The sequence below is a fragment of the Finegoldia magna genome (assembly GCF_002243175.1).
GTDB classification, from domain to species: Bacteria; Bacillota; Clostridia; order Tissierellales; family Peptoniphilaceae; genus Finegoldia; species Finegoldia magna_J.
The window spans coordinates 1-15,657 of sequence record NZ_NDYF01000015.1 but is presented as its reverse complement, the minus strand read 5'-3'; the positions used below and the strand labels follow the sequence as shown (position 1 = coordinate 15,657).

The window sequence follows — 15,657 nt, the reverse complement described above, 5'->3', positions numbered from 1 at the left end:
AATGAAGAAGAAAACATTGAACAAGACAATTTTCAAATCGTTTATAGAATCTAAGGGACGATTTTTGTCGATAATGTTATTGATGATGCTCGGATCCATGACACTTGTCGCACTTAAAGTCACAGGTCCAGACATCGACAAATCGGCTAACAAATACTACGAAGATTATAATTTGTCCGATGTCAATGTCATCAGCGATTACGGAATCACGGAAAATGATGCGAAGGAAATCGACCAAATCAAAAACATCGCAGACGTTGAGTACGGATATTTTTCAGATGCGACGATAGGTGACACTCCAACATCGTTTAGAATATTTTCCAATACGAAAAATATATCTAAGTTTGAGCTTGTGAGCGGCAAATTTCCACAAAAAATCGGAGACATAGCACTTACTGACCAATACAAATCCAAATACAAAATCGGAGATAAAATCAAATTCAAAGAAAAAGACGAAGACAGCAAGATTTTGAAACAAGAAGACTTCACTGTGACGGGATTTGTGAATTCTACGGAAATTATCTCCAAGACCGCACTCGGAAATTCCTCGGCAGGATCTGGAAACTTGGAAGGCTACGGAGTTGTAACAACAGACAACTTCGACACAGACGTCTACACCATTGCACGCGCGCGTTACCATGATGTGCGTGGGCTCAACTTCACAGACAGTGAATACACCAGAAAAGTCGACAAACATCAGAAACAACTCGACGAGATTTTGAAAGACAACGGTAAACAACGTCTCGAAGAAATTAAATCCAAGGCAAATGATAAAATCACAAAATCCAAGAAGAAAATCGAAGATGCCAAGGAAGAAATTGCAGATGCAGAGAAGAAATTATCCGACGGACAAAAGAAAATCGACGACGAAAAATCAAAGCTAGTATCAGCGCAGAAACAAATCGCAGACAAGGAATCCGTAATCAAGAATTCAAAACACCAAATCGAATCAGCAGAAAGCCGTCTTCAAGCATCTAAGAAACAATTGGACGATGCGAAAGTTCAGCTTGACAACGGACAAAAGCAATTGGATTCTAAGAAAAAAGAAGTCGAAGAAAACAGGGCAAAGCTATCACAAGCAAAATCGACGCTTGATGTCACGAAAGCAAAGTTAGATTCATCAAACGCCCAAATCCAACAAGGAAAAGCAAAGATACAACAAGCAAAACAAAGCCTTGAACAAAAGAAAGCAGAACTCAAAAAGCAGGGAATAAATCCAGAAAATGTTCCAGAAATTCAACAAGCTGAAAGCTCAATCGCTGAACAAACTCAAGTAATACAGCAATCAGAAGCTCAGTACAACCAAGGATTGGCGAAGTACAATCAGGGCTTACAACAATACAAATCTGGAATGAAAAAAATTGATGAATTTGACTCATCACAAAGAAAACTATCCGAAAAGAAGAAACTCTACCAAAATTCTGTTGCGAAATACAACTCTGGACGAAACGAGCTTAACGCATCCAAAACAAAATACCAAAACAGAATTGCACAGCTGAACTCATCAAAAAGACAAATCCAAGAAGGATTTGACAAAATCTCATCGTCACAAAAAGAACTTGACGACAAGAAAAAAGAATTTGAAACAGAAAAGAAAAAAGCCGACGACAAAATCCAAGACGCAGAATCCAAAATTCACGACGCGCAAATCGAAATCGATGGATTGTCGCTGCCAGAATATTCAACATATACAAGAAGGACAATGCCGGGAGGCGACGGAATAAAAATGGTCGAAACGACATCATCGGGAATCACGAAAGTAAGCAACTTGTTCCCAGTAGTGTTGTATCTTGTCGCAGCTCTTGTAACAGTCACGACAATGACGCGATTTGTCCAAGAAGAACGAAACAACGCAGGAATTCTGAAGGCATTGGGCTATAATGATGCTGATGTCATCAAGAAATTCGTGTTGTACGGACTAATCTCTGGAGGATTGGGCACGATTTTGGGAACGCTACTTGGAACGTACGCACTTCCGTACATTTTGTGTACGTCGCTTTTGGCAAACATGACGATACCACCAGTCAAGTACTATTTTTCATTCAAAATACTTGGTTTATCGGTGCTATTCTCGATAATTTGTAGCGTACTTCCAGCGGTTTACATCTCAGTCAAAGAACTACGAGAAACAGCGGCACAACTTTTGTTACCGAAACCACCGACAAAAGGCTCCAAGATTTTCATGGAAAGAATCACACCGTTGTGGAGCAGAATGACCTTCACGCAAAAAGTCACAGCGCGTAACATCTTCAGATACAAGCAAAGAATGTTCATGACGATATTCGGCGTTGCAGGATCCGTCGCGCTATTATTCGCGGGACTTGGGATTTCATCGTCAATCAACGGTATCCAAACCAAACAATACGGACAAATCATCCAATACGATGCAGTAGTAGCGAAAAAAGATTTCGTCACAGAAAAAGAACAACAGAAAATCAACCGATTATTAAAATCAGACGACATTACTGGCTACATCCCAGTTCATTTTGAAAATATAACCAAAAACATCAAAGGAATTGACGACGAACAAACAATCACGATGCTTGTCACACACACAGACACATTTTCTCCGTATATCAATTTGGAACACAAAAACTCTGAAGATGCGCTCAAAATAACAGATGATGGTATAGTCGTATCGCAGAAACTTGCCGATTTGATGAAAGCAAAAACAGGCGACACGATTACGTTAAAAGTCGCAAACCAAGATAGAAAATTCAAAATAGCACAAATCACCAAAATGTACGCCGGACACTTTATCTTCATGAGTGACGACTACTACAGAAAATCAGTTGGCGAAAAAGTAGACGACAACAGCTACTTCATCGCACTCAAAGACAAATCCAAAACGAACGTAGAAAAAGTCACATCTAAATTCATGACATCGAACGGAATCAAAGCCGTGTCACAAAACACCAACGTCATCATACAAGTTGAAACCATGACCAACTCGCTCACGAAAGTAATGACAGTGTTGACGATAATGTCACTGTTACTTGCGATTGTAATCCTCTACAACCTAACAAACATCAACGTAGCAGAAAGAATCAGAGAATTATCCACGATAAAAGTATTGGGATTTTTCAACAACGAAGTAACCATGTACATCTATCGTGAGACAATCTGCCTGTCAATTATTGGAATAATCGCGGGAATATTTGGCGGGAAAATTCTCCATAAAGTAATCCTTGACAAAGTTGCCCCAGCGGAAATATACTTCAACCCAAACATAGATGTGTGGGTATATATCCTACCAGTAATTTTGGTTATCGTCATACTTTACGCATTGGGAGTAATAGTCAACCACAAATTGAAAAAAGTAGATATGCTTGAAGCATTAAAATCAGTAGATTAAAACAAGGAAAGTAGAAAACCATATTTGCACATAGCAAACATGGTTTTCTACTTTTTTCAATTCTATAAAAAGAAGGGGAACACAAAAACTCGTAAAACGCTCATCTGTCTACAAAAATTGATAAATTCAACGCTTATGAAACTAAAATCGCAAACTCGCTAACGCTCAGACAGTGTGATTTTTAAACGTTTCATTTCGCTAGAATTTATTCAAATTTTTTCCAAATGATTCGCTTATTTACGATGTTTTTGGTTTGTTTCAATGCTAACTTATTCAGCCAAATTTTCATATCTATTTTTTCACTCAAAATATCTCCGATTTTTCCACCCCACATCTCCCAAAACACGCATATTGTGGTAAAATAAAATAAAAATCCCAATCGAAATATATTTGCACGAAATCTAGGAGAACGCAATGAACGTGATAATTACAAGTGACATAATGTCCCATGACAAAAGACAACTTAACAGTCAAAATGGTTTTGTCGACAAAATCCACGAATACGTAGGTGACATCAACTGTATGTACATTCCGTCAGATCCTCACACGCCACTTCTAACCAATACGATTAGCTCACACCACAAAAGAGCCTTCGAAAAAAGTGGATTCATTGTTAAAAACTGGGAAGTACTATCAATTTACAAAAAATCGATCATACAACAGCTCATATCACAATCTAACCTCATAATCCTTGCTGGAGGTCACGTTCCCACACAAAACAAATTCTTCCACCACATTCATCTTGAAAAATACATCAAAAACTACGACGGACTCGTGATAGGAATCAGTGCAGGAAGCATGAATTCAGCAGCAGAAGTCTACGCTCAGCCCGAAAACTTTGGCGAAGTCAAATCTACGCACTACCGTAGATTTCTCAAAGGACTTGGAATTGTGAACATATCCGTACTTCCACACTACACTGATTTCAAAAACCAAGTAGTCGACAACCAACGAATCATGGAAGACGTCACACTACCCGATAGCTACGGAAGAAAATTCTACGCCATTGAAGATGGAGCGTTCATCGTCCCAACAGAGAACAAAATCTACGGCAATTGCTACGTCATCAAAGATGGCAGAGTAAGAAAAGTCTGCAACACAGGTGAAGTCGTAAATCTACGAGGAAACTTTTAAATAAAATTTACGCTCACAGCAAGTCAACACCAACGCAGCTATTTAAAATTGAATAGTTTAGGAGAAACAATGAACACAATCATCAAACCATTCGACAAACTCACAACACAAGATTTATTCCGTATCTACAAACTACGAGTCGACGTATTCGTAGTAGAACAACAATGCCCTTATCACGAAATAGATGACATTGATCTGATAAGTCACCACATCTATTTGCAAAACCACAGCTCAATTATCTTGGCTTACTGTAGATTGTACAAACAAAATGATACATTCCACATCGGACGAGTAATCGCAACCGAAAGACGCAAAGGATACGGAACACAAATAATGAAAACAGCCATCGAGTTTGCAGAAGTAACACTTCACGCAGACACCATAATCATAGAAGCGCAAACCTACGCCCAAAAATTTTACGAAAAATTAGGATTCGTTCAAATCTCAGAATCTTTTGAAGAGGATGGAATTCCACACATACAAATGAAATACATCGTAAAATAAATTGGAATCAAAGCTCACTAAGAAAAAAATCTTGGTGTTTTTCTTTGGAAAAAGAAAAATTTTTATAAAAATTACAAAAAAGTTACAAAAACAAATCTCATTTATACTAACAGTACCGATAGTGAACATCAAAGTAGCATGCACTTTAGTGTAACAGCGTAAATGCAAAGAAACTAACAGCGATCAAACGAATTATAAATCAAATTATATTGTGCTCGAAGTACCACTGCTAGCAAATTTACAATAATAAATTTGACAGATAAATATTTTCGGAAATATCACGACACTCAAACGTCTACACATACTAACAATATATAGAGAAGAGAATTTGGAATAATTAACAAAAATATTCAGAACTAATGGCAAAAAAATAACTGAATCAAACCGAAACCTACCAATACAATCCAAGAAAAATTCAGAATATTTTCGTTTAATATCAAGAAATCATCAAAATTCCATTAAAATCTTGTAAAAATACAAAAATTTCCTGAAAAAAGCTTGAAATTTTAATTCATTATTGTATAATAGGAATTACATAGACATACGTTATCATTTAGTGAAAGTTTACTGAGTTATCTTTTACACAAATCAACATTGAACTTTTATTAAAAAGCTTGATTTATTAAATTATTTGATTTAAAATATAATTACAGATAAACAGTCATAAATGATATAAGTTTAAGTTTATGAAGGTTAAAAATTTTAGGAGGAATATACCAATGAAATTAAACAAAAAGTTATTGACAGCAGCATTAGCTGGTGCTTTAATCGTAACAGCAGTTCCAGCAAGTACATTTGCTGAAAAGAATTCTGCAGAAAACACTTACCCTGAAGAAACAAACTACACTAAAGAACAAGCAGCTGCTAGAATGGATGAATTAGCAAAACAAATCGCTGAACTTTCAGCTAGAAGAGCAGCTATCGTTACTCAAGAATGGGAAGCTGGACAAACTTCTGAAGGTTTAATTGAAAAATTACAAAAAGAAGAAGCAGCAGCTAAAAAAGCTTATGAAATAGCAAAAGCTAACTACGAAGCAAGAGCAAAAGAATGGGAAGATGCAAAAGACGCACAAGAACAAGCTAGATTAGCTAAGAGAAAAGCTATTGACGCTTACAACGCTAAAGTTGGCGAATATGAAAGATTAGTAAAAGAAGCAGAAGCAGCTCGTGATGCAGCTAAAAAAGAAGCTAAAAGAAAATTTGATGATACTATTGCAAACAGTAACAGAAAATTTGAAGTAGCTCAAACAAATGTTGACAGAGCACAAATTGAATTAAACGCTGCTAAAAAAGCATTAGCAACAGTTGAAGATGATGAAGAAAATGTACCAGAAGGAACAGACGCACAAATCGCTCAAGCTAAAAAAGCTGTAAGAGATGCTGAAGCTAGACTTGCTCAAGCAGAAAATGAAAAAGCTAAAGCTCATGACGAAAAAGTTGAAGTTCATGCTGCAGCTGGTAAAACTTTAGAAAGTGCTATAAAACAAGCTGATACTTTATTCCAAGCTAAACTTCAAGAATTAAACAAAAAAATATAGATTAAACGATAACTATGGAGATGCAGCAGCTGAATTAACTCTTATCGAAAGAGCTAAATTAAAAGCTATCAAGGATTTCGATAATGCAAGAGCAAACGCTGAAGTAGCATTCAAAAAATATTTAGCAGCTGAAAAATCTTACGATGCAGCTTCAAAAGCTTATGCAAAAGCTAACCAAAGAGCATACAAAGTTACTGAAGAATTAAAATCAATTGAAAAACAATTAAAAGAAAAATATGTTAGAATTAACATTATCTTAAAAGATCAAAATCAAGGAATTAATTCTTTAGCTGGCAAATTAGATGCTGACATGATCAAAGAAATCGAAAACTTTGCTGAATTAAGCAAGAGCGAACAAGCAGCAGCTATTGCAAAATTACAAGAAGAATTAAACAAACTTAAAGAAGAATACGATAAAACTAAAGACGAAATCAAAGAAGTTAAATCAGTTTACACTTACAAATTCGCAGTTAAAGATACAACTGGTAAAGGTGTACAAGGATTAACTTTACAATTCACTAACATCGAAGATAGTACAAAAGTTTACAACGGAACTTCTGATGAAAACGGAGACATCGTTGTTAAAGGTATTGCTGAAGGAACTTACAAGATCACTGTAACTCACGTTCCAACAGGATACAAAGTAGTTCAAAAAGGAAAAATGGTTTCTGAAGTTAAAGGTTTATTCAGACCAGAAGCTGAAGTAAAAGCTGAAAATAACGTTGAAGAAGCTAAAAAAGAAGCTGAAGTTGAAATTCCTGAATATGTAACTATCAAGGGTGGAAAAGAAGACAAAAAAGACGAAAAAGAAGAAGAAAAAGTTATCGATGGTGGTACAATAGTAGTTGAAAAAGACAAAAAAGACGAAAAAGACAACAAAGATAACAAAGACAACAAAGATAACAAAGACGGTAAAAAAGAAGATAAGAAAGACAACAAAAAAGCTGACAAATCAGATAAAAAAGAAAAGAAAAAATTACCAAAAGCAGGTGCAGCAGCTGAAGCAGCTACAATAGCAGCAGCAGCAATGGCTACTATGGGTGGAGCTTATCTTTCACTTAAAAAACGTAAATAATTTACGCAAATAGATTATACTAAAAAGATTTAGAGAGGACGTAAGTCCTCTCTTTTTTTAGTATGACGGGCATGTTCTAATGCTGTGGTGAAAATCCCTACAGAGCGTAGTTGCCGACGAATCTAATAGCGACTTGCAAGTTTTAGATGGCGACATCTAGGATAGAAGAACAAGTAGCGAAATCGTGGCTTGACGAACAGGAACAGAATATAAGGCGTAATAGGTGGGAAAGCTAGCTAAAGATAGAAAAGACCCAAAATGTAACCGTAAATCCAAAGTGTAAATTCTGCAAGTAAACGATGAAAGTATTAGGGCTTATCCCGTGAGGCCTCATAGACGAGACAGTAGCAACAACGAACTATGAGAAGTTAGCAGAATCCGTAGTAGCGATGAAGTTTCTGTAATTAAAATGGAGTGAAGGGAGGAACAATATTTATTGTAATATTTGAAAAGGATGCACTATGTTTTGATGGAAAATAAGGAATGACGTATTCATTCCTCAAGGTTCGGATACAAAAAGAATAAAGTTAAATAGTTTTATCAAAAACAAATAATATGACACAGAGAATATTGAGCCACCGTATGCCGAACCGCACGTTCAGGTGGTGTGAGAAGGGCTATAAATTAGCCACTACTCGATTGTTTGTTATATTTTGCCGTTACGTAACAATTTGGACTTAAATAAATATTTAAGAATACAATTGAATAATCTATTAGTAAAATATTATAAGTAAAACTGTTTGTGAGATCTTGTATTTATAAATTAATAATAATTTTTCGAAAAATCTCAACAAAAAAAGAGCCATTTTACAGGCTCGCGTTGCTTCGTTGAAGGTATTTCTTAAATTTTGTGAGTTCTTCTTGGTTGTTGATTTGAATCCATTTGTGTGAGTAGTGTTTTTTCATGTTGGCGTAGTTGTCGCGTTTTTCTTTGTTGCGGCCATCTATGAGTATCCATTTGATGAATTCAAAATCTAGTTTTTCGGGACAATTGTCTGGCATGCTTTCTCTGGTCTTGCCGCGGTATTTGATGTAGCGTTTGATGGCTCTTGCTAGACAATTGAATCTGTTGAAGTTGAGAAAGACTATGATGTCAGAGAGTGCTAGTCTTTCTGTTTTCTTTAATTTGTCGTAGTTTCCATCTATTACCCAATCGTCTTGTTTCATAAAATTTTCTACTATGTTAATCGCTTCGTCAAGGTCTCGTTCTTGCCAATTTTCTGTGTGATTGACTTGGTCAAGGTGAAGCAATGGCAGATCGTATGTTTGTGATATGTCTTGTGCCAATGTTGATTTGCCAGAGGCTGAATATCCGATTACTGAAATTTTCACGTTTTTCTCCTTATTTTAATATGATCATCTTCTATTATTATATATAATTATGAGGGCGTTGTCACGTTTGTTTGTTGACGAGAAGATTTGTAGGATGTATAATACACATATACACACTGTGAGTATTGAATGGAAGGAGTGTCTATGAATACTGTAAGAAAAAATATTACTTTGCCTGAAAATCAAAACGAAGTTATAGAAAGATTTGTCAGAAATAAGGGGATTTCTTTTTCTGAGTTTTTGAGGATTGCTGCTATTGAGAAGATTGAAAGGGAAGAAAAGAAGGAACTGTTGGAGTTTTTGCAAGAAAATTGCGAGTATGTAGCTGAGGATGAGCAAGAATATTTCGACAATTTGGGAATTGATTTCTCGGATACTTCTGATATGAAAGAGCTGGACATTGACGATGTTATACAAGGTTAAGTACAGCAAGAGTGCAGAAAAGTTTATCAAGAAGAACAAGGAGTACGGTCTGAAGTTCTACAAGGCTTTTAAGGATTTGTCTGAGGACAAGGAAAGTTTTTTCAGATATGATATCAAGATTTTCCATTGTAGTGAGAGGAGTGTTTTTAGGCTGAGGATTGGAATGTACAGGGCGATTTTTAAGGTTGTAGATGATGAGATTGTGATTTTTGTTTTTGAAATTGATAGCAGAGGGGATATTTATAAATAGGCATTTGATGGTATAATGTATGTAGTGATTTTTTGCGGATTTTTATGTGTATAAAAGTCTTAATATATGTTAAAATAATAATTGTTAATTAGGAGATGATAAGATGAAGAGATTGATACCTATTGCGATTTTGGTTTTGGTGTTGACGACGGGTTGTTTGAGAAAACCTGAACACTACGAATCGATGAGAAATACGGAAACGACTGAGTCTGTGGAACAAGAGTCTACAGAACAAACTAAGCCTGAGGATTCAAAACCAGAAGAGACTACGGAAAAGCCCGCTTCAGAAAATACGGATTCTAACAAACCAGAAGAATCTACTGAAAAGAAGACTATGAAGGTTACGACTGATGTTTTGAATATGAGAAGTGAAGCTAGTACTAATTCTTCTATTGTTACTAAGTTAAAGAAGGATGATGAGCTTAAGGTTATCGAAGAAACTAAGGATGACGATGGTGCTACTTGGGTTAAGGTTGATTTTAATGGTCAAGTAGGTTTTGTTTCTAAGGAATTTTTGGGTGAGTAAATGATTGATATTAATAGCAAGATAATGGCGGACATGAAGAATGGTTCGAGCAATATGGATCAGGCTATTGCGACTGCAATTGAATATGCAAGACTTGGTTACAAGAAGGTTGTGAGTGCGTCGGAGATTTCTACGAATGGTAGGGTTCTGACTGCTGATGAAAAGCAACTTCTTATCGACAGGATTAATGATGAGCTTGATTACCAAAAGATAGATTTTCAGGTGTTGTCGGGCAATTTGATGAGCTGCGATCCAAAGATGATGGAATATTTTCACAATGATTTGATTAGTTCGATTAATTATTCCAGATATATTTTGCTTGAGCTTCCAAGTACAACTGAATACAAGGATTTGAATAAGTTTATCTACGATATCCAAATCAAAGGTTTTGTTCCGATTATCGTTCATCCGGAAAGGTGCAAATACGTCCAAGAAAATCCAGATTATTTGATTTCTTTGAAGGAAAGGGACTGTTTGGTGCAATTGGATATGAGTTCTGTGGTTAAGCCGAAGTCTAGCAGGTTGTTCAAGACTGCTAAGGAGTTGTTGGATAGACAAATGGTGGATGTTGTGGCTACGGAATCTGAAAATGCGTATGAGGCAGAATATATTAGAGATGGGATTAAATCTCTTCATAAGATTATAGATTCGGATTATTTTGATTTGATTATGAGACTTAATCCACAACTTATCGTGGAAGATGAGAGAATAGACAGGATTCCTGTGTTAGAGAAGAAGAGCGGCGGGGTTTTGTCGAAGATTTTTGGTAAGAGGAGATAAGATGAGAGATAACTTATTTGTAAGGACTTTGAGAAATAGATTTGTGCCTATTGTTATGGTGGCGCTTTTGTTCGGGATTGCTATGATTTGCTACGATGTTATGTGGGTTAGACCTGTGTACAGCGTGGATTCTAAGGTTGTAGTGAGTGCGAAAAGTGGCAACACTTCTACTACTCAGATAGAAACTGTGAAGTCTTTGGTTAAGTCTAGAATGGTGTTGACTGAAGTGAAGCAAAATTTGAAGTTGAGATCAAATGTTGAGGATTTGTCCAAGAAAATCAGCATTTCAGATGAAAACTCAAAGATTGTTAGTATAAATGTTGAGGATACTGTGATTCAACGTGCAAGAGATATTGCAGATGAATTGGCAGATATCACTGTGAAGAGTGATGCAGACGAATACAGTGTGAAGGTGTTGGAATACTCTTCTGCACCACTACAAGCTGTGTCTCCAAATTTGGTTAAGGATACTTTATTGGCATATGCTGTGGGATTTTTTATTGCATTGATAGCTTTTATGGTGAGGGAATCTCACGATGATGTTATGAGAGTAGGCACTAATGTTGAAGATTTGGGAGTAAATGTTATTGGGGATATTCCTTACGTTGACGAAAGGGGTGCGATGATAGATGAAGGATAAGACTTTGTTTAATGAACAATACAAATATCTTAGAACTAATGTGAAGTTCGCAGGAGCAAATATAAAATCTATCGTGGTTACTTCGGGATTTTTCGGAGAAGGTAAGACTTCTGTGGCTGCTAACTTGGCGAAGAGCTTCGCCTTGTCCAATCACAAGGTTGTTATTGTGGATATGGATTTGAGAAGACCAAGTTTGAGGAATTTCTACGATATCGACACAGAAATCGGCGTTACAAATATCGTTGTGAATAAGATGGACTACAATCTTGCGATAAGTCACGACGAATCGATATGGGATTTGGATATTATCCACGCTGGAGCTATTCCTCCAAATGCGAACGAGCTTATTTCGAGCGATTCTATGAAGAATTTTATTCGTATTTTGGAAGATAACTACGATTATGTGATTATCGACACTCCACCAATCGAAGCTTATTCCGATGCTGTTGTATTGTCAGCGATTTGCGATGCGACTTTGTTGGTGTACAAGGTTGGAGAAACGAAAAAGAGCGACATCGAAAAATCTATCGATTCAATTAGAAATGTCAACGGCAATTTGATAGGACTTGTACGTATTAATGAAAAGTAATTATAGGCTGACTGATTTTAGGCAAATCAGTTGGCTTATTTTTTATAGAGAGGAAAATTATGATTGAAAAATTACGCGAAAGGTCTCAAACGGTGTTATTGAAGCCTTCAATTAGGGTTTTGTATCTGAGAAAACTTAGAGATTCTGTGAAAAATCACAGGGAAGAGATTATCTCGGCATTGAAGGAAGATATCGGAAAAAGCGAATACGAAGGTTTTATGACAGAGTACGCAACTGTGATGCAGGAGTTAAATTTCTTCATCAATAACACTATAAAACTCGCAAGGGCGAAGAACACTTCTTTTGATTTGCTGACTTTTCCAAACAAAACTGAAATCAGAAACAGAGCATATGGTGTGTGTTTGATTATCAGTCCGTGGAATTATCCGTTTAATTTGAGTATGATTCCTGTGATTGATGCGATTGCCGCTGGAAATAGCGTGTATTTGATGATGAGCAGGAAGAATCCAAGGATAAGAGAACTTATGAAAGAAGTTTTGAAGCCTGTGGAGGATGTCGTTCATCTTGAAAATGACAAAAGTTATGATGAGGTGTTGGAAGAAAAGTTTGATTTCTATTTCTTCACTGGTAGCAAAAACAGAGGACAGGCTGTGTATAAGAAAGCGGCTGAGAATTTGAAGCCATGTGTGTTGGAATTGGGTGGAAAAAGTCCTTGTATTGTGGACAAGGGTGTCGATTTGGAAGATACGGCGAAGAAGATTTGCTGGGCTAAGTTCACAAATTCTGGACAAACTTGTGTGGCTGTGGATTATTTGGTGGTTGAAGAAAGCATCAAAGATAGGTTGCTGCATTATATACTTAAGGAAATCGACGAAAATTATTCTGATATTTCAGAGATGTCTAGGATAAAAACTAAGGCGAAATACGATGAGTTCAGGAAAATTATGAAAGATAGGACGGACAGAATCGGCGGGAAATACCACGATGATGAGATGATTATTGAGCCATGTGTGTTCACAGATGCGACTTTTAATGATGAAATAATGAAAGATGAGATATTTGGACCGTTGTTGCCGGTGATTTCGTACACTGATATAGATGCGATGTTGATGCACATCAGAAGGATGGACAATCCGTTGGCGTTTTATGTGTTCACCAAGGACAAGAAATTGTGCGATTATATCACAAATTCTGTGGGATTTGGTGGAGGATGCATCAACGATTGTATGATGCACATCTCCAACAATAAGGCGCCTTTCGGTGGATTTGGCAATAGTGGACTTGGTCATTATCATGGCAAATGGGGATTTGACACTTTTTCACACAAACAATCAGTGTATGTTTCCAGAAAAGTCGACAATCCATTTAGATTCAAACCATTTACTGCCAAGAAACTAGATTTTATGAAAAAATTCCTCGGCTAATTAAGACGAAGACTACAAGATAAATAAGTGAAATAATCGGAACTGTGATGGTGAATTTCTTCTTGTATAATTTGTGCTTGAAGATTATCATGGAGCTCATTGCTCCGATGAATCCACCGATTATGCACAAAGATATCAGAACATTTTCGGAGATTCGATATTTGTTGTGAACGGCTTTCCTTTTATCTATAAGGAAGCCTAGGAAAGTTATTAAATTGATTATTAAAAAATATATACTAAACATTACATCACCCAAAATTATTGTACCATAAGGAGAGATATGAGATTAGATAGAATGCTTAGCGAGATGAAGATCGCGACTAGAAAAGAGATAAAACAAATGGTGAAGAAGGGGATTATCACGGTGAATGATGTGACTGTGAAGAAGTCCTCTGAGCATATAGATGAAAACAACGACGTGGTGAAAATCTACGACGAGGTCATTGAGTACAGAAAGTATTTGTATTTCGTGATGAACAAGAGAAAAGGCGTGACAAGTCATTCGAAAGATCCTATGCATAAAACTGTGATTGACGATATGGGAGAGCTTTGTGTGTTCGATTTGAGTCCTGTGGGAAGACTTGACTTGGATACGACGGGACTTTTGATTATAACGAACGACGGGAAATTTGCACACAATTTGATATCTCCGAAGAAAGATGTGTCCAAGAAATACAAGGTTACTTTGAGAGATAAGGTCGATGAGAAATACAACGACACGTTCGAAAAAGGAATCAAGCTTATGCCGGAAGATATCATAACGAAACCTGCGACTATGGAGATTATCGACGATTATAATTGTTACCTTACTATAAAGGAGGGCAAATATCACCAAGTTAAGAGAATGTTTGAAAAAGTTGGCAATGAAGTTGTAGAACTAAAGAGGGTACAAATAGGCGATTTTAAATTGCCAGATGATTTGGAAGAGGGAGACTTCAGAGAACTTACTGATGAGGAGTTAAAAATCCTTGGACTAGAAGAATAAAGAAAAAATCTCAATTTAACGTAAAAGTTGAATTGAGATTTTATTTTGTGCGCCTTTTTTTGAGGACGTATTTGTATAATGTGTCGAAAAACAAAAACAATGAATAAGCACCAGGGTCGATTACACCAACAGAATAAATGGCGTTGTGACGTGCTTTTCCTTTCTTGGCAGACATTTCTGATGTTTGTTCACAAGCTATCTTGCAATCTACACTTATTTTTTTCATTAATCTAATTGTATTTTCATTTTTATTTTTTTCAAAGCTTTCACATGCAGCGTGAATGCAATCTAGAATTGTCTTGTCATTTAGTTTACAATTTCCAACTAGTTTCACAGATTCATTTGTAATTTTCAAAATTTCTCCGAACATTTCACGATCCAACTCGTCTTTATCTTTTGTGTATACAGAAATCTTATCAAAAACATATGAGTATATAGGTGCTGTGGCACCTTTTACTTTGTATGTAAATAGAAATGATAGATTTTTGAACTGAGTGGAAATATCTTCATCTTTAAAATCGGGAAATTGTATGAAAAGTTCGCCGAAACCATTATTTAAATTGCTACCGTGATCTCTATTACTCAAATTCTCATCCAATTTATTTAATAAGGAGCAATTTATCATCAAACATTCCTGATACATCTCGAAAACTTTGTAAATATCATAATTTGTAAATCCCATAAGCACCCCTTTCTTACTTAATATTATACATGATTACAGAAAATTTTAAAAAAATTTCAAAAAACACTTGACAAGTATGATTTAGGAGCGTATACTGTAATAGTTGTCTGAGAGAGACGTAACAAAAACTTGATTAAGTTTACGAGAATTTAAAAAAGTTTTAAAAAAGTCTTGACAAGCTAAAAAAAGTATAGTATACTTTAATAGTTGTCACTTGAGGCAACGAAATAATTTAACAAAGAACCTTAATAAATTAAATAAAGTAAATACTTTGAGAGAAGTACAAACCAAACAATAATTCGGTGAGAATAAAAAAGCAAAAGTCAGCTGAGAAGCTAGCTTCAAACAAACATTAAATTGAGAGTTTGATCCTGGCTCAGGACGAACGCTGGCGGCGTGCTTAACACATGCAAGTCGAACGGGATTTAGTAAACAGAAGCTTCGGTGGAAGATTACTAA

Annotated in this window: 16 protein-coding genes and 1 rRNA gene; 14 read left to right on the top strand and 3 right to left on the bottom strand. The window is 36.0% G+C overall.

Annotation, left to right across the window (positions count from 1 at the left end; genetic code table 11):
- The first annotated feature begins 1 nt into the window (after position 1).
- From B9N53_RS06980 to faf, 5 genes are all read left to right on the top strand, one after another.
- The gene (locus B9N53_RS06980) at positions 2 to 3,355 is read left to right on the top strand and encodes an ABC transporter permease (protein ID WP_094204289.1); all 3,354 of its coding nucleotides are present in this window, start codon (positions 2 to 4) and stop codon (positions 3,353 to 3,355) included.
- Positions 3,356 to 3,769: 414 nt separating this feature from the next.
- A complete protein-coding gene (locus tag B9N53_RS06975; RefSeq protein ID WP_094204288.1) occupies positions 3,770 to 4,489 on the top strand; it encodes a Type 1 glutamine amidotransferase-like domain-containing protein in 720 nt (239 codons plus the stop codon).
- 69 nt (positions 4,490 to 4,558) lie between these two features.
- Positions 4,559 to 4,993, top strand: coding sequence for a GNAT family N-acetyltransferase (locus B9N53_RS06970; RefSeq protein ID WP_094204287.1), 435 nt, complete (start codon positions 4,559 to 4,561; stop codon positions 4,991 to 4,993).
- 719 nt (positions 4,994 to 5,712) lie between these two features.
- Positions 5,713 to 6,531, top strand: a complete 819-nt coding sequence (locus B9N53_RS09410; protein WP_242432439.1) for a hypothetical protein — start codon at positions 5,713 to 5,715, stop codon at positions 6,529 to 6,531.
- Positions 6,532 to 6,574: 43 nt separating this feature from the next.
- Positions 6,575 to 7,606 (top strand): adhesion factor FAF, encoded by a 1,032-nt coding sequence (gene faf, locus B9N53_RS09405; protein ID WP_248283099.1) that lies wholly within the window; start codon positions 6,575 to 6,577, stop codon positions 7,604 to 7,606.
- Between the two features lie 807 nt (positions 7,607 to 8,413).
- Here faf and B9N53_RS06960 read toward each other — a convergent pair.
- Positions 8,414 to 8,938: a DNA topology modulation protein gene (locus B9N53_RS06960; RefSeq protein ID WP_094204286.1), complete on the bottom strand. Its 525-nt coding sequence runs from the start codon at positions 8,936 to 8,938 to the stop codon at positions 8,414 to 8,416.
- Between the two features lie 144 nt (positions 8,939 to 9,082).
- Between B9N53_RS06960 and B9N53_RS06955 the strand changes: the two genes are divergently transcribed.
- The 7 genes from B9N53_RS06955 to B9N53_RS06925 all read left to right on the top strand — a co-directional run bounded on the left by B9N53_RS06955 (position 9,083) and on the right by B9N53_RS06925 (position 13,531).
- Positions 9,083 to 9,361, top strand: coding sequence for a hypothetical protein (locus tag B9N53_RS06955; protein WP_242432437.1), 279 nt, complete (start codon positions 9,083 to 9,085; stop codon positions 9,359 to 9,361).
- Positions 9,345 to 9,611 (top strand): type II toxin-antitoxin system RelE family toxin, encoded by a 267-nt coding sequence (locus B9N53_RS06950; protein ID WP_094204284.1) that lies wholly within the window; start codon positions 9,345 to 9,347, stop codon positions 9,609 to 9,611. Before B9N53_RS06955 ends, B9N53_RS06950 begins: the two co-directional genes overlap by 17 nt.
- Positions 9,612 to 9,714: 103 nt before the next feature.
- A complete protein-coding gene (locus tag B9N53_RS06945) occupies positions 9,715 to 10,137 on the top strand; it encodes an SH3 domain-containing protein (protein ID WP_094204283.1) in 423 nt (140 codons plus the stop codon).
- A complete protein-coding gene (locus tag B9N53_RS06940) occupies positions 10,138 to 10,917 on the top strand; it encodes a tyrosine-protein phosphatase (RefSeq protein WP_094204282.1) in 780 nt (259 codons plus the stop codon). It abuts the gene before it with no gap.
- 1 nt (position 10,918) lies between these two features.
- The gene (locus B9N53_RS06935; protein WP_094204281.1) at positions 10,919 to 11,557 is read left to right on the top strand and encodes a YveK family protein; all 639 of its coding nucleotides are present in this window, start codon (positions 10,919 to 10,921) and stop codon (positions 11,555 to 11,557) included.
- On the top strand, positions 11,547 to 12,146 hold the full coding sequence (locus B9N53_RS06930) for a CpsD/CapB family tyrosine-protein kinase (RefSeq protein ID WP_094204280.1): 600 nt from the start codon (positions 11,547 to 11,549) through the stop codon (positions 12,144 to 12,146). Before B9N53_RS06935 ends, B9N53_RS06930 begins: the two co-directional genes overlap by 11 nt.
- Before the next feature lie 59 nt (positions 12,147 to 12,205).
- Positions 12,206 to 13,531 carry an aldehyde dehydrogenase family protein gene (locus B9N53_RS06925; protein ID WP_094204279.1) on the top strand — a complete coding sequence of 442 codons (1,326 nt, stop codon included), beginning with the start codon at positions 12,206 to 12,208 and terminating at the stop codon, positions 13,529 to 13,531.
- Here B9N53_RS06925 and B9N53_RS06920 read toward each other — a convergent pair.
- Complete coding sequence (locus B9N53_RS06920) at positions 13,509 to 13,775, bottom strand: DUF1294 domain-containing protein (RefSeq protein WP_094204278.1); 267 nt, start codon at positions 13,773 to 13,775, stop codon at positions 13,509 to 13,511. The genes B9N53_RS06925 and B9N53_RS06920 overlap by 23 nt on opposite strands.
- A 36-nt stretch (positions 13,776 to 13,811) precedes the next feature.
- Between B9N53_RS06920 and B9N53_RS06915 the strand changes: the two genes are divergently transcribed.
- Complete coding sequence (locus tag B9N53_RS06915) at positions 13,812 to 14,516, top strand: pseudouridine synthase (protein ID WP_094204277.1); 705 nt, start codon at positions 13,812 to 13,814, stop codon at positions 14,514 to 14,516.
- A 40-nt stretch (positions 14,517 to 14,556) separates the two neighbouring features.
- Here the strand turns inward: B9N53_RS06915 and B9N53_RS06910 are convergent, their stop codons facing one another.
- The gene (locus B9N53_RS06910) at positions 14,557 to 15,198 is read right to left on the bottom strand and encodes a dihydroxyacetone kinase subunit L (RefSeq protein ID WP_094204276.1); all 642 of its coding nucleotides are present in this window, start codon (positions 15,196 to 15,198) and stop codon (positions 14,557 to 14,559) included.
- A gap of 353 nt (positions 15,199 to 15,551) precedes the next feature.
- Here B9N53_RS06910 and B9N53_RS06905 point away from each other — a divergent pair.
- A 16S ribosomal RNA gene (locus B9N53_RS06905) occupies positions 15,552 to 15,657 on the top strand; the annotation flags it as partial.